General features: G+C 73.2%; 15 protein-coding genes. 10 read left to right on the top strand and 5 right to left on the bottom strand.

Going from position 1 to position 11,578, the window contains the following annotated elements; all coding sequences use genetic code 11:
* The 3 genes from ABD211_RS25195 to ABD211_RS25185 all read right to left on the bottom strand — a co-directional run.
* Positions 1 to 362: hypothetical protein (locus tag ABD211_RS25195; RefSeq protein WP_344136847.1), on the bottom strand; the 362-nt coding region annotated here is incomplete at its 3' end.
* Positions 359 to 721, bottom strand: a complete 363-nt coding sequence (locus tag ABD211_RS25190) for a hypothetical protein (protein ID WP_344136844.1) — start codon at positions 719 to 721, stop codon at positions 359 to 361. The genes ABD211_RS25190 and ABD211_RS25195, both read right to left, overlap by 4 nt.
* A 6-nt stretch (positions 722 to 727) precedes the next feature.
* On the bottom strand, positions 728 to 1,054 hold the full coding sequence (locus ABD211_RS25185) for a hypothetical protein (protein ID WP_344136841.1): 327 nt from the start codon (positions 1,052 to 1,054) through the stop codon (positions 728 to 730).
* 321 nt (positions 1,055 to 1,375) lie between these two features.
* Here ABD211_RS25185 and folP point away from each other — a divergent pair, with 321 nt between their 5' ends.
* The 8 genes from folP (at position 1,376) to ABD211_RS25145 (ending at position 7,510) form a co-directional block, all read left to right on the top strand.
* The gene (folP, locus tag ABD211_RS25180) at positions 1,376 to 2,227 is read left to right on the top strand and encodes a dihydropteroate synthase (protein ID WP_344136838.1); all 852 of its coding nucleotides are present in this window, start codon (positions 1,376 to 1,378) and stop codon (positions 2,225 to 2,227) included.
* Positions 2,224 to 2,589, top strand: coding sequence for a dihydroneopterin aldolase (gene folB, locus ABD211_RS25175; RefSeq protein ID WP_344136835.1), 366 nt, complete (start codon positions 2,224 to 2,226; stop codon positions 2,587 to 2,589). The genes folP and folB overlap by 4 nt, the downstream gene beginning before the upstream one ends.
* Positions 2,586 to 3,104, top strand: a complete 519-nt coding sequence (gene folK, locus ABD211_RS25170; RefSeq protein ID WP_344136832.1) for a 2-amino-4-hydroxy-6-hydroxymethyldihydropteridine diphosphokinase — start codon at positions 2,586 to 2,588, stop codon at positions 3,102 to 3,104. Before folB ends, folK begins: the two co-directional genes overlap by 4 nt.
* 10 nt (positions 3,105 to 3,114) lie before the next feature.
* Positions 3,115 to 3,636 carry a DUF3180 domain-containing protein gene (locus tag ABD211_RS25165; protein WP_344136830.1) on the top strand — a complete coding sequence of 174 codons (522 nt, stop codon included), beginning with the start codon at positions 3,115 to 3,117 and terminating at the stop codon, positions 3,634 to 3,636.
* A 93-nt stretch (positions 3,637 to 3,729) separates the two neighbouring features.
* Positions 3,730 to 5,046, top strand: coding sequence for an ABC transporter permease (locus ABD211_RS25160; protein ID WP_344136828.1), 1,317 nt, complete (start codon positions 3,730 to 3,732; stop codon positions 5,044 to 5,046).
* 28 nt (positions 5,047 to 5,074) lie between these two features.
* Positions 5,075 to 5,368: a hypothetical protein gene (locus ABD211_RS25155; protein WP_344136826.1), complete on the top strand. Its 294-nt coding sequence runs from the start codon at positions 5,075 to 5,077 to the stop codon at positions 5,366 to 5,368.
* 41 nt (positions 5,369 to 5,409) lie between these two features.
* Positions 5,410 to 5,877, top strand: a complete 468-nt coding sequence (locus ABD211_RS25150; RefSeq protein WP_344136824.1) for a hypothetical protein — start codon at positions 5,410 to 5,412, stop codon at positions 5,875 to 5,877.
* Between the two features lie 103 nt (positions 5,878 to 5,980).
* Complete coding sequence (locus ABD211_RS25145; protein WP_344136822.1) at positions 5,981 to 7,510, top strand: hypothetical protein; 1,530 nt, start codon at positions 5,981 to 5,983, stop codon at positions 7,508 to 7,510.
* A 4-nt stretch (positions 7,511 to 7,514) separates the two neighbouring features.
* On the opposite strand, the gene ABD211_RS25140 is transcribed toward ABD211_RS25145, so the two are convergent.
* A complete protein-coding gene (locus ABD211_RS25140; protein WP_425560525.1) occupies positions 7,515 to 8,600 on the bottom strand; it encodes an NADH-quinone oxidoreductase subunit D in 1,086 nt (361 codons plus the stop codon).
* A gap of 212 nt (positions 8,601 to 8,812) precedes the next feature.
* Complete coding sequence (locus ABD211_RS25135; RefSeq protein ID WP_344136815.1) at positions 8,813 to 9,841, bottom strand: SAM-dependent methyltransferase; 1,029 nt, start codon at positions 9,839 to 9,841, stop codon at positions 8,813 to 8,815.
* A 153-nt stretch (positions 9,842 to 9,994) separates the two neighbouring features.
* Here ABD211_RS25135 and ABD211_RS25130 point away from each other — a divergent pair, with 153 nt between their 5' ends.
* Both ABD211_RS25130 and panC read left to right on the top strand, forming a co-directional pair.
* Positions 9,995 to 10,891, top strand: a complete 897-nt coding sequence (locus ABD211_RS25130) for a Rossmann-like and DUF2520 domain-containing protein (protein WP_344136812.1) — start codon at positions 9,995 to 9,997, stop codon at positions 10,889 to 10,891.
* The coding region (panC, locus tag ABD211_RS25125) for a pantoate--beta-alanine ligase (protein WP_344136809.1) at positions 10,888 to 11,578 on the top strand (691 nt) is incomplete at its 3' end. The genes ABD211_RS25130 and panC, both read left to right, overlap by 4 nt.

The following is an 11,578-nucleotide window of genomic DNA, read 5'->3' as shown; positions in this document are numbered from 1 at the left end:
TCGCCGGTGGTGCGCGGCGCACCACCGGTCGCCTGCTCGGCGGCGCGGTCGCCGGCCTGGCGCGGAGCGGTGCTGAACGGCGGGGTGACCCGGTTGGTGGTGCCGGCGGGCGGGGGCGAGACCGGCCCTGCCGCGGGCGGGGAGTCGGGCTCCTCGCCCTCGAAGAAGTCGAGGAACGGCGAGTCGAGGTCGGGTCGGCGCGCGTTGCCGGCCTTCCGGCCGTTGGTCGGGGGTGGCGGGACCGGCGCGGGGGCGCCGAACACGGCGACCCGACCACCGCCGGCACCCGTCGCCGGATCGACGCCTAGAAGATCAGCGTCGAGATCCTCAAGTCCATCAAGATCATCCGGGCGTGGCGTCATAGGACTTCCTCACGGACCCGGATGCGCCGCGCGACCAGCCTCGGCGAGCGGACGTCCTCGGCGCCGGCCTTGGCGCCGCGCCAGTCGGTCAGCGCCGTGCGGATGACCGTGCGGGCGGGGCGGTCCGGGTCGACGTGCCGCCAGATGTACGACGTCGTGACCATGGCGAGCGCGATCTCCCAGGCGGGGAACGGGTCGATGGTCTGCGTGAAGACGTAGTGGACGAACATGAAGAGCGGCACGAGCAGGATGAACAGCCCGTACTGCGCGTAGGGCAGCTGGATCGGCAGGGTGTAGCCGGGCGGACCGAGGTAGACCAGCCTCGCCCGGTAGATGTCGTCGTCCGTCCGCAGCCGCATGGTCGCCTACTTGAACAGCAGGGAGACGAGGCTTTCGCCGACGAAGAACAGCGTCGCGGCGCCGGCGATGAAAGCGAGCCCGACGATGGCGATCGCCGAACTCGTGAGCACGCGGGACATTTCGCCCTTGCCGGCGCGGCTCAGGAAGATGACGCCCAGCACGGCCAGAAGAATCGGAGTGATCTTCGTGGCGAGAAATGTGAGGACGCCGTCGGTGTTGATTTCCTTCGGTTCCGGTGCAAACGGCGCATTTATCAGCTCAGCGTAAGCGGAGATGCTCGCAGAGTGAGCGAGCTGGTCCCACGCCACCTGGGCGAGTGTGGTGACAATCATGATCAGACCTCCCCGGTGCATGTGCGCCCAGCCTCTCGGAAAATCCGCCCGAGTGGAACCAGGTGTCGCGTTCCTAATGCACCGATCCGCGTCGAAGGTGCCTGCACTACCCGCCCGTCGGACAGAATATTGCAGCCCGTGCCTCCCCGTCACGTATCAGCCTCGCCGCGAAGGTTAGCCAGCCGCTCGGCAGCCGCCAAATTGCCTGGTCGAGCCCATCCGAACAGATGTCCACGCAGCGGGATCGGACAATCTCTCAACGCGGACGAAACGGCCCCTCCGGTGCTCATCAGCGACCGGTCGACCCGTAACGTCTGTGTGGTGACTGCCCCGCTCAGCGCCGTCCCCCTCCGCCGCTCACGGTGTCCGGTCGTGTTGGGCGTGCTCAACGTGACGCCGGACAGCTTCTCCGATGGTGGACGGTATGCGGATCTGGACGCGGCCGTCGCACATGGCGTGCGAATGCACACAGAAGGGGCAAGTCTCGTCGACGTCGGGGGTGAGTCCACCCGGCCGGGCGCCGACCGGGTCGACGCGGCCACCGAGACCGCCCGGGTCGTGCCCGTGATCGCGCAGCTCACCGCCGCGGGCGTGCCGACGAGCGTGGATACCACCCGGGCCGCCGTCGCCGCCGCGGCGCTCGCGGCCGGGGCCGGTGTGGTCAATGACGTCTCGGGGGGCCTGGCCGATCCGGACATGGCCCGCGTGGTCGCCGGGGCCGGCTGCCCGTGGATCCTCATGCACTGGCGCGGCCACTCGCGCACCATGCAGGAGCTGGCGGTCTATGGCGACGTGGTCGCCGAGGTCCGCGACGAGCTCCGCCAGCGAGCCGACGCGGCGATCGCGGCGGGGGTCGCCGCCGACAGGATCGTGCTCGATCCCGGCCTCGGCTTCGCCAAGACGGCCGAGCACAACTGGCGCCTCCAGGCGCACCTCGACGAGATCATCAAGCTGGGCTACCCGGTCCTGGTCGGCGCGAGCCGCAAGTCCTACCTCGGCCGCCTGCTGGCCGACGCCGACGGCGCGCCGCGCCCCGTGGACGAGCGGGAGGCCGCCACGGTCGCCGTCACCGTCCTCGCGGCAACGGCAGGAGCGTGGGGGGTACGCGTCCACGACGTCCTCGCCTCGGTCGACGCGATCAAGGTCTGGCTCGCGACGGAGGAGGCCCGATGAGTGACGTGATCACCTTGACGGGGCTCAGGGCGCGCGGCCGTCACGGCGTCTTCGACTTCGAGCGGGAGCAGGGTCAGGACTTCGTCGTCGACGTCGTGCTCGCGCTCAACCTCGCGCCGGCGGCCATCTCGGACGACGTGGGCGACACCGTTCACTACGGGGAACTGGCCGACCGGCTCGTCGAGATCATCACGGGGGAGCCGGTGAACCTCATCGAGACCCTGGCCGACCGCCTCGCCGCGGCGTGCCTGGCCGACCCGCGCGTCGCGACGGCCACCGTCACCGTCCACAAGCCGCAGGCACCCATCGCGCACGCCTTCACCGACGTGGCGGTCACGCTTACCCGGGGGAGGGGCGCGTGAGCCGGGCGGTGCTTGCCCTGGGGAGCAACCTCGGGGACCGCGAACAGAACCTGGAGTCGGCCGTGCGCACGCTCGGCGACCTGGTGAAAGTGGTGTCCGGGGTCTACGACACGCCGCCGTGGGGCGACGCGGACCAGCCGTCGTACCTCAACGCGGTCGTCATCGCGGAGGACGGCGACGACGACCCGCACGCCTGGCTCACCCGGGCGCGGGCCTGCGAGCAGGCCGCCGACCGCGTGCGCGACCCCGACCGGCCGTACGGTCCCCGTACTCTCGATGTTGATGTCATCGCGGTCTGGACCAACGACGGACAGCCGGTGATCTCCGCGGACCCTGAGTTGGTTCTGCCGCACCCCCGCGCCCACCTGCGCGCCTTCGTGCTCCGGCCGTGGTTGGACATCGAGCCGTTCGGGCTGCTCCCCGGGCACGGGTTCGTGTACGAGCTGATCAATGAGGACCCGGTGGCGGGGGACGTCGGCGGGCTGACGGCCCGACCGGATGTCCCGCTGGGGTAGCCTGCGAGCAATGAGTACGCGCGAGCCGGGCAACCAATCCCCCGGTGCCGGGCCACAACCCTCGCTGCGCCCGACGAGCCCGGGCACGCTCGTGGTTGCGGGCCTCGTGTCGGCGGCGCTGGCCTGGGTGATCATCAATCGCTTCTACGGGGACATCCCCGACCTCAACTGGCTGCCCGGCGTGACGCTGGCGGCGCTGGCCGTCGTCGAGGCCGTGGCGGCCCGCAACACGAAGGCGCGCATCGACCACAAGCGCGGCACGCCCCGGGTGGACCCGCTGCTGGTCGCGCGCTGGGTCGTGCTGGCGAAGGCGTCGTCGCTGGCCGGCGCGATCTTCGGCGGGGCGTACGGGGGCGTGGCGGTGTGGGCGATCGTGGAGCGCGGCACGCTCCGGGTGGCCGACACCAACCTCGTCCCGGCCATCGCCGGGCTCGTCGGCGGCCTGGCTCTGGTCGCCGCCGCGCTGTGGCTCGAGCACTCCTGCCGCGTGCCCCCGTCAGCCGACGACGAGCAGGTCCCGCCCGGCCCGTAACGCCCTCCCGCCAAGCACATAACGACCTCCAGGACTGTCGCACCTTGGCCAGGGGCGGTACGGTGCGAGCCGAGCGAATGGAGAGGCGTAATCATGTCGTTCGACGACGGTGCGGCGCAGCACCGGCTCGGGGCGGGCGTGCCCGCCGCCAACGTGCCGCTGTCGGGCCGGCCCGCCGCGCCCGTATTGCCCGCCGGTGTCCCGGTGAGCCCGGCGCAGAGCGACAACACCCTCACCCTGCCCCGAAGGGTGCCACCCATGCCCCAGACTCCGAATCTCGACTACGTCTTCGACGACCCCGCCGACGGCGAGCCCGGCCGTGACCGGCTGCTCGTGCACGTCCTCTGGGAGGTCCTGCTGGTGCTGCTCGCCGGCGCCCTGGCCTACCTGCTGCTGCGGGAGAACACCTCGGCCTTCTCCGGCGACTCGCTGCGCGGGCTGCTGCTCAACGGCAGTGTGCTGGGCGCGCTCGCGGTCGGCAGCGCCGTGGCGCTGCGCGCCGGCGCGGTCAACCTGGCCGTCGGGCCCATCGCGGTCGCGGCCGCCCTCTACTACTCCCAGCACGCCGCCGAGGGCCTGGCCGGCCCGCTCGGCATCGCGCTCGGCGCGGGCGCCGGGATCGGTCTCGTCATCGGCCTGGTCGTGGCGGGCCTGCACGTGCCCGCCTGGGCCGCGAGCCTCGGCGCGGGCCTGGGCCTGCTGCTGTGGATCGAGGCGCAGGACACCGTGGGCTTCATCAGCTCCTACAACCCGGGTCCCGACGCGGGCCTGTGGTTCGGTGGCGTGTGCGCGCTGAGCGTCTTCGCCAGCCTGATCGGCCTCGTGCCGCCGGTGCGCAAGCTGGTCGGGCGGTTCCGGCCGGTCAGCGACCCTGCCGACCGGCGCGGCGGCGTGGCCGGCGTGGTGACCGTCGTGGCGCTCGCCGGGTCGAGCGCGCTGGCGGCCCTGGCCGGCGTCCTGACGGCGTCGATCAAGGGTGCCGCCGGGCCGTCGGACGGGCTGATGCTGACCGCCCTGGGCGTGGCCGCCGCCCTGCTCGGCGGCACGAGCGCGTTCGGTCGCCGGGGCGGCGTCTTCGGCACCGTGCTCGCGGTGGCGCTGCTGACGCTCGGCATGGCGTACGCGCGCCTGCTCGGGTGGGCCTGGAGCGAGGCGACGTTCGCGGCGCTGGGCATCGGCGTGGGCCTCGTGGCCACCCGCCTGGTGGAGCGCTTCGGCCGGCCGGAGCTCGACGAGTACGCCGAGAACGACGACGTCTGGAACGCCGGGCCGGCCGCCCAGTCGTCCGCTTCGTCGGGTTCGTCGCCGGACCTGTGGTCGACGCCGCCGTCCCAGACGACGTCCTGGTCGGCCCAGCCGAGCAGCTCGTCCTGGGGTGGCTCGGACGCGTGGGGGACGTCCGCCCGCTGATGATCGCGAACGTGGGTATGGTGTGACCATGGCCGACGAATCCGACATCGCCCTGCACGACCTCTCCACTGAGGAACTGCGGGAACGGGCGTTCGCTCTCGCGCGCCAGCGGAAGGACGTCAAGTTCTTCTGGTCGCTGTTCCAGCACCTGCCGACCGCCGACGACGCGGAGGCCCTCGACGGGTCGCCCTCGGCGATCGGCGGCACCATCGACGACGCCCTGGAGCTGTGGCGGCAGTTCACCGGCCACGGACTGGTCGAGACCGAACCGCTGCTGCGGGCCAAGTTCGTCGATTACCTGACGGGTCCATCCACCGAATAGCCGATACGCCTGATCGCTGCCGGCCATGGGTACTTAGTGGTATGGCCATCTTCACCCGTGCCAAGAGCGCCACGAGCGCTGGCACACTTGCGATCATCGTACTGGTGTTGGCCTTCGGTAATCAGGCGTATACCGAATGGGCGGCACGGCATGCGCAGGGCGACAACGCGTGGGACCTGTTCCTGCGTACGCTCGCCTGGCCGGCGTGGGCGTTCAGCGGCAGAGATGTGCTCGCGCACGATCTGCGGGCACTGCTGCTGATCATCTTCGTTGCGGCGATCATCGGCATGGGCGCCAACGGCGTCTCGGCCGGCGCGGGCGCGTTCTTTCTGGGGTGGTTCTCGGTGATCCTGGCGGCGGCGCTGGCCGCCATGCTCACCGCGTTCCTCACCAGGGACGCGTCGCTCTACAGTGCGTTGCTGGCGGCGGCGAACGCCTCCGCCTACGGCCTTATGGTCGGCTGGATCGTGGGAATCGCGACCTCGGCCGGTCGGCGGGCGGCGGGATAACCCCCCGGCGTCAACCGTGGTGCCCCGATCGCCGTGGCGGTCGGGGCACTTACCGTCATGAGCCGGCTTCACAGGACCGGCGACCCTGAGTAACCTCTCACCCATGCCGGTCTCCGTTTCGCAGCAGGACCAGCGCGGGGCGCGGCCACTCGTGATCTTGTTCTGGTCCGGCGTGGGTGTCGCGCCTCTTGCAGCCCTTTTGTTCCTGGTGGGGGCAACGCGCTTCGCCGGGGTGCTCGCCCTCGTCGCCATGGTCCTGATCGGACTGTCGATTACTCTCCGTCGCGACACGGATGCGGTGCGCATCGAACTCCAGGAGACCCTGCTGGGCGAGCTCGATCAGCTCCGCAACGACGTGCGCGAGGACGTGGCGACCGCGTCCCGCAACACCCACCGGTCCCTCACCGACCGGATCAACGCGCTCAGCGAGTCCGTGGAGGGCCTGCGCGGGCACGCCGAGGGCATCGAGGCCGTCCGGATCCAGTTGCAGCAGGTGCGCGCCCAGGTGGACGAGCTGCGCAGCCGGCCCGTGCCGCAGGCCCCGGCCGCCGTGCCGGGCCGGCCCACCAACGCGCCACCCAACGCGGCCGGCGTCGTGCGCACCGAGACCGTCGAGGTCACCCGCCGCACCATGACCGTCGAGGGCGAGGAGCGCGGCACGGTCTACGGGTCGCGCGCGTCCGAGGAGCCGCCCGCGGGGGAGCGCTGCGGCGCCCGCCGCCGCGCCGACGACGACAACTACGACGGCAGCTGGGACGCCAGCGACCCCCGCTGGGAGGCCGGCGGGCAGTGGACCGGCGCCCGCCAGCAGGACTGGGACGAACCGTCACAGGAATGGTCGCGCGAGACCGGCAGCGGCGGTCGGCGTCGCCGCGAGACCGGCGAGGCCCGCGAGGCCCGCCCGCGCCGCGAGGCCGCCGTCGACCGCGAGTGGGAGGGCCACGCGCACGGCGACCGGTGGGCCGAGGTCCGCTCCGACGAGCACGGCCGCGAGCTGCGCATGGGCGAGCACCGCAGCTCGGTGCGCAGCGACGCGAACGGCACCGAGATGCGCGTCGAGGACCGCTGGGCGGCCGTGCGCCGCGCCGAGCGCGAGGGCGGCCGCGACGCCGGCCAGGCGCCCCGCGACATGGGCCAGGCGCTGCGCGCCCTGCCGCCGTCGCGCGGCGAGTCGCCGCAGGCCTACACGACCGGCGGCAGCCGGCGGCCGGCCCCGGAGCCGGAGTGGGAGCGCGGCGGCGACGCCGAGTGGGAGCAGGAGACCCGCGGCGTCCGCGAGCGCCGCGAGGAGCGCGAGCAGACCGAGGGCCGCACCGCCCGCGAGTCGAAGCTCGTCCGGGCGCACCGCGACGCGGAGGCCCGCGACGACCGGGAGACGACCAGCGGCCGCCACGAGGGTCAACGGCGCCACCAGGGGCCGGCCCCGCGCAGCCACCGGGGCACCCCCCGCGACCGGGACCGCGACGGCGACATCGAGCACGTCGGCGCGGAGTACACCTGGAGCCCGTTGCAGGACTTCGGCGCGGTCGAGGACGACGCCGAGGACTGGAACGAGCCGAGCGGCACCTACGACAACTGGCAGGCGCCGCGGCAGCGCAGCGCCCCGCCGGAGGAGTACGACCGCTGGCGGTGACCCGCTACTTGTCGATGTCGCCGACGACGAAGAACATCGACCCGAGGATCGCGATCAGGTCGGCGACCAGGCAACCCGGCAGCAGTGTGGACAGCGCCTGCACGTTGGCGTAGGACGCGGTGCGCAGCTTCATCCGCCAGGGCGTCTTGTCGCCGCGCGACACCAGGTAGTACCCGTTGATGCCGAGCGGGTTCTCGGTCCACGCGTACGTGTGGCCCTCGGGGGCCTTGACCACCTTGGGCAGGCGCACGTTCACCGGCCCGCGCAGTGTGTCGACCCGGTCCAGGCAGGCCGCCGCCAGGTCCAGTGACACGTAGACCTGGTCGAGCAGGCACTCGAACCGCGCGTGACAGTCCCCGGCGCTCTTCGTCACGACCGGCACCTCAAGCGACCCGTAGGCGAGGTACGGCTCGTCGCGGCGCAGGTCGAGGTCGAGCCCCGAGGCGCGCGCGACCGGCCCCGACGCCCCGAAGGCGGCCGCGGCGGCGGCCGGCAGGACGCCGACCCCGACGGTGCGGGCCAGGAAGATGTCGTTGCGCCGGATCAGGTTGTCCAGGTCGGCCATGCCGCGCCGGACGGAGTCGATCGCGTGCCGCGCCCGGGTCGTCCACCCGGCCGGCACCTCCTCCTTGAGCCCGCCGACCCGGTTGAACATGTAGTGCATCCGGCCGCCGGAGACCTCCTCCATCACGGTCTGCAGCGTCTCGCGCTCCCGGAACGCGTAGAACATCGGCGTGATCGCGCCGATCTCCAGCGGGTACGACCCGAGGAACATCAGGTGGTTGAGCACCCGGTTCAGCTCGGCGAGTGCCGTGCGCAGCCAGACGGCGCGCTCCGGCACCTCCATGCCCATGAGCCGCTCGACAGCGAGCACCACGCCGAGCTCGTTGCTGAACGCGGACAGCCAGTCGTGCCGGTTGGCCAGCACGATGATCTGCCGGTAGTCGCGCACCTCGAACAGCTTCTCCGCGCCGCGGTGCATGTACCCCACGATCGGCTCGGCGGACACGACCCGCTCCCCGTCGAGCACCAGCTTCAGCCGCAGCACCCCGTGCGTCGACGGATGCTGCGGCCCGATGTTGAGCACCATGTCAGCGGTATCGAGCCCCGCCCCGGTCCCAACGGTAACCTCGCGCAACGCCTCCGCACCCACGCCAGCATCGTAGCCCCGCCCGCCGCCGCCTCCACCGATCGCGCCTCCCGACGCCCACCCGCCACGGGACCCGCCGGCGTTTGATCGTTGCGCCTGGAACTCAGCGCGAAGTTCCCTGCCTTACGGTCCAAACCGTCGGCTTGCTTCGGTCACGATCCCGGTTCAGTGCGGTGCGGGATGTGGGGGGTGGTTACGCCTACCGGGTGGAGGAGCCAGTAGTGGGAGCCCAGGCCGGCGGGGTCCGTCAGTTCCCCGGCGAGGGACGCCCCGGCGAGGGCCCGGACGTACGCCGCCGGGTCAGTGCCGGCCAGGCTCACCGGTGGTCGCCGTCCGTCGGCCCCGAGCGCCCGCAGTGCCTCGCCCTGCCTCAGGAGTACGGGCGCCGCCCGGCCCCCGGCCGCGACCGTGACCCGCCCGCCGGCCGCCCTCGCCGGGTCGCCGGCGTCCGCGATCACCGCGTCGCCCGCCGCCGCCACCGAGTCGATCGCCACGTGGGCCGTGATGTCGCAGGTGCCGTCCGGGACCGGGGGGACCTGCCGGCCGGCGCGGTAGCCGGTGAGCGTGCCGAACGCCGGGCGCTGTCCGGCGACGTGTCCATAGTCGACGGCCAACGCGAGCCCGGCGACCACGCGCGACACGGCGTCCGCCCACGCGGCGTCCCTGGTCCGCCCCACCTCGGCGACCAGCCCCGCCCCGGCCCCGGCGTCGGGCGGCCACCAGCGGGCGAGCCACGCCGCGTCCTCCGCTGAGACCGGGTCGCCGAGCGTGTCGTCGGTCCGCACGTAGCGGCCGTCGCGGACCACGTCCAGCGGGACGTTGTCCAGCCACTCGACGGCCGTGAGCAGGCCCGTCACCGTGTCGGGCAGGCGGTCGGTCCAGGCGACGTCGGGCGGCAGGTCGGCCGGGCGGGGCGCGAGCTCCACCGCCACGAGCCGCAGTCGCCCACGCAGCGCGGGTGGCGCGGCCGCGCGTACTCCCAGAAGTAGTTCGCCGCGGCCCGCGCCGACGTCGACCAGGTCGACCACCGCGGGGTTGCCCAGCGCGTCGTCGACGCGGGTCAGGAGCGCGAGGACGGCGGCGGCGAAGGGTCCGGCGGCGTGGCTGGACGTGCGGAAGTGGGCGGCCGGGCCGGCTCCCGCCGTGAAGAAGCCGGCGGGGCCGTATAGTGCCTGTTCCATCCCGATTCGCCAGGTTGGGGCCGCTGGGGTCACCGGGTCAACCTACGCCGTCGGGCGGGGCGGTGAAGATCCCCACAAAGTGTTTCGGGCGCGCTGCGGGGGTACGCATACTGGACACGACCGGTACCCCACCTTCGAGGACTGGATCGCTATATGAGCGCGAATACGCGCCTGTCTGTGGGCATCATCGGCGCCGGCCGTGTCGGCGCAACCCTGGGGGCCGCGCTCATCCGCGCGGGCCACCGCGTCGTCGCCGCCTCCGCCGTCTCGATCGCCAGCCGCGACCGCATCCACACCTACCTCCCCGACGCCGAGATCCGGCCCGCCGACCGGGTCGCCGACGGCGCGGATCTCCTGCTGCTCGCCGTCCCGGACGACGCGCTGGCCGGGCTCGTGGCCGGGCTCACCGAGGCCGGCGCCATCCACCCCGGCCTGGTGGTGGCGCACACCTCCGGCGCGCACGGCACGGCCGTGCTGGCCCCCGCGACGGCGGCCGGCGCCCGCCCGCTGGCCCTGCACCCGGCGATGACCTTCACGGGCCGCGCCGAGGACCTCGACCGGCTCGCCGACGGCATCTCGTTCGGCGTGACCGCCCCGGCCGACCTGCGTCCGCTCGCCACCCGCCTCATCGCCGACCTGGGCGGCGTGCCGGAGTGGATCGACGAGGACGACCGGCCGCTCTACCACGCCGCGCTCGCACACGGCGCGAACCACCTGGTCACCCTCGTCAACGAGGCGATGGACCGGCTGCGCGACGCCGGCGTCCTGCACCCCGAGCGGGTGCTCGCGCCGCTGCTGGGCGCGGCACTGGAGAACACCCTGAGGTACGGCGACGCGGCGCTCACCGGCCCGGTGGTGCGCAACGACGCGGGCACCCTGGCCGGGCACCTGGCCGTGCTGCGGGCGACGGCGCCGGAGAGCGTTCCGGCGTACCTGGCGCTGGCGCGGCGCACCGCCGACCGGGCCATCGCGTCGGGCCGCCTGCCCGCCGCCGACGCCGGCGACCTGCTGGGCGTCTTCGCCGACAACGGTTCGGAGGTCGCAGCATGAGCGAGCGCAGCGGAGGCGCCGACATGAAGGTCGTTTCGAAGCGGGCTGACCTCGCGGTCGCGCGGACGGAGCTGCCCGGGCGGGTCGCCGTGGTCATGACCATGGGGGCGCTGCACGAGGGGCACGCGGCGCTGCTGCGGGCCGCGCGGGCCGAGGCCGACCACGTCATCGCGACCATCTTCGTGAACCCGTTGCAGTTCGGGCCGGCCGAGGACCTCGACAAGTACCCCCGCACCCTCGACGCGGACCTGGACCTGTGCCGCGCGGCCGGCGTGGACGTGGTGTTCACACCGGGCCCGGCCGAGATCTACCCCGACGGCCCGCCCGCGACCCGGGTGACCGGCGGCGAGCTGGCCACCCTGCTGGAGGGCGCGAGCCGGCCCGGGCACTTCGACGGGGTGCTCACCGTCGTGCTCAAGCTGCTCCACCTGACCCGGCCGGACGTGGCGCTGTTCGGCCAGAAGGACTACCAGCAGCTGGCGCTCATCCGGCAGATGGTGCGCGACCTGGACCTGCCCGTGGAGATCGTGGGCGTGCCGACGGTCCGCGAGGGCGACGGGCTGGCGCTGTCCAGCCGCAACCGGTACCTGTCGGCCGACCAGCGCGTCGCCGCGCTGGCGCTGTCGGCGGCGCTGCGCGCGGGCGTGGCGGCGGCCGACGCCGGCGCGGACGCGGCCGGCACCCTGG

The organism is Luedemannella flava (genome assembly GCF_039528515.1).
GTDB classification, from domain to species: domain Bacteria; phylum Actinomycetota; class Actinomycetes; order Mycobacteriales; family Micromonosporaceae; genus Luedemannella; species Luedemannella flava.
The sequence above is the reverse complement of the archived record's forward strand: the minus strand, read 5'-3'. Positions and strand labels throughout refer to the sequence as shown.

What these genes read in the sequence shown, in the direction of transcription:
- ABD211_RS25150 (WP_344136824.1), top strand. Translation starts at nt 5,410, where the DNA reads ATGGCCATCTTCACCCGTGCCAAGAGCGCCACGAGCGCTGGCACACTT.
- ABD211_RS25130 (WP_344136812.1), top strand. Translation starts at nt 9,995, where the DNA reads ATGAGCGCGAATACGCGCCTGTCTGTGGGCATCATCGGCGCCGGCCGT.
- ABD211_RS25155 (WP_344136826.1), top strand. Translation starts at nt 5,075, where the DNA reads ATGGCCGACGAATCCGACATCGCCCTGCACGACCTCTCCACTGAGGAA.
- ABD211_RS25140 (WP_425560525.1), bottom strand. Translation starts at nt 8,600, where the DNA reads ATGGTGCTCAACATCGGGCCGCAGCATCCGTCGACGCACGGGGTGCTG.
- ABD211_RS25160 (WP_344136828.1), top strand. Translation starts at nt 3,730, where the DNA reads ATGTCGTTCGACGACGGTGCGGCGCAGCACCGGCTCGGGGCGGGCGTG.
- ABD211_RS25165 (WP_344136830.1), top strand. Translation starts at nt 3,115, where the DNA reads ATGAGTACGCGCGAGCCGGGCAACCAATCCCCCGGTGCCGGGCCACAA.
- ABD211_RS25185 (WP_344136841.1), bottom strand. Translation starts at nt 1,054, where the DNA reads ATGATTGTCACCACACTCGCCCAGGTGGCGTGGGACCAGCTCGCTCAC.
- ABD211_RS25145 (WP_344136822.1), top strand. Translation starts at nt 5,981, where the DNA reads ATGCCGGTCTCCGTTTCGCAGCAGGACCAGCGCGGGGCGCGGCCACTC.
- folB (WP_344136835.1), top strand. Translation starts at nt 2,224, where the DNA reads ATGAGTGACGTGATCACCTTGACGGGGCTCAGGGCGCGCGGCCGTCAC.
- ABD211_RS25135 (WP_344136815.1), bottom strand. Translation starts at nt 9,841, where the DNA reads ATGGAACAGGCACTATACGGCCCCGCCGGCTTCTTCACGGCGGGAGCC.
- ABD211_RS25190 (WP_344136844.1), bottom strand. Translation starts at nt 721, where the DNA reads ATGCGGCTGCGGACGGACGACGACATCTACCGGGCGAGGCTGGTCTAC.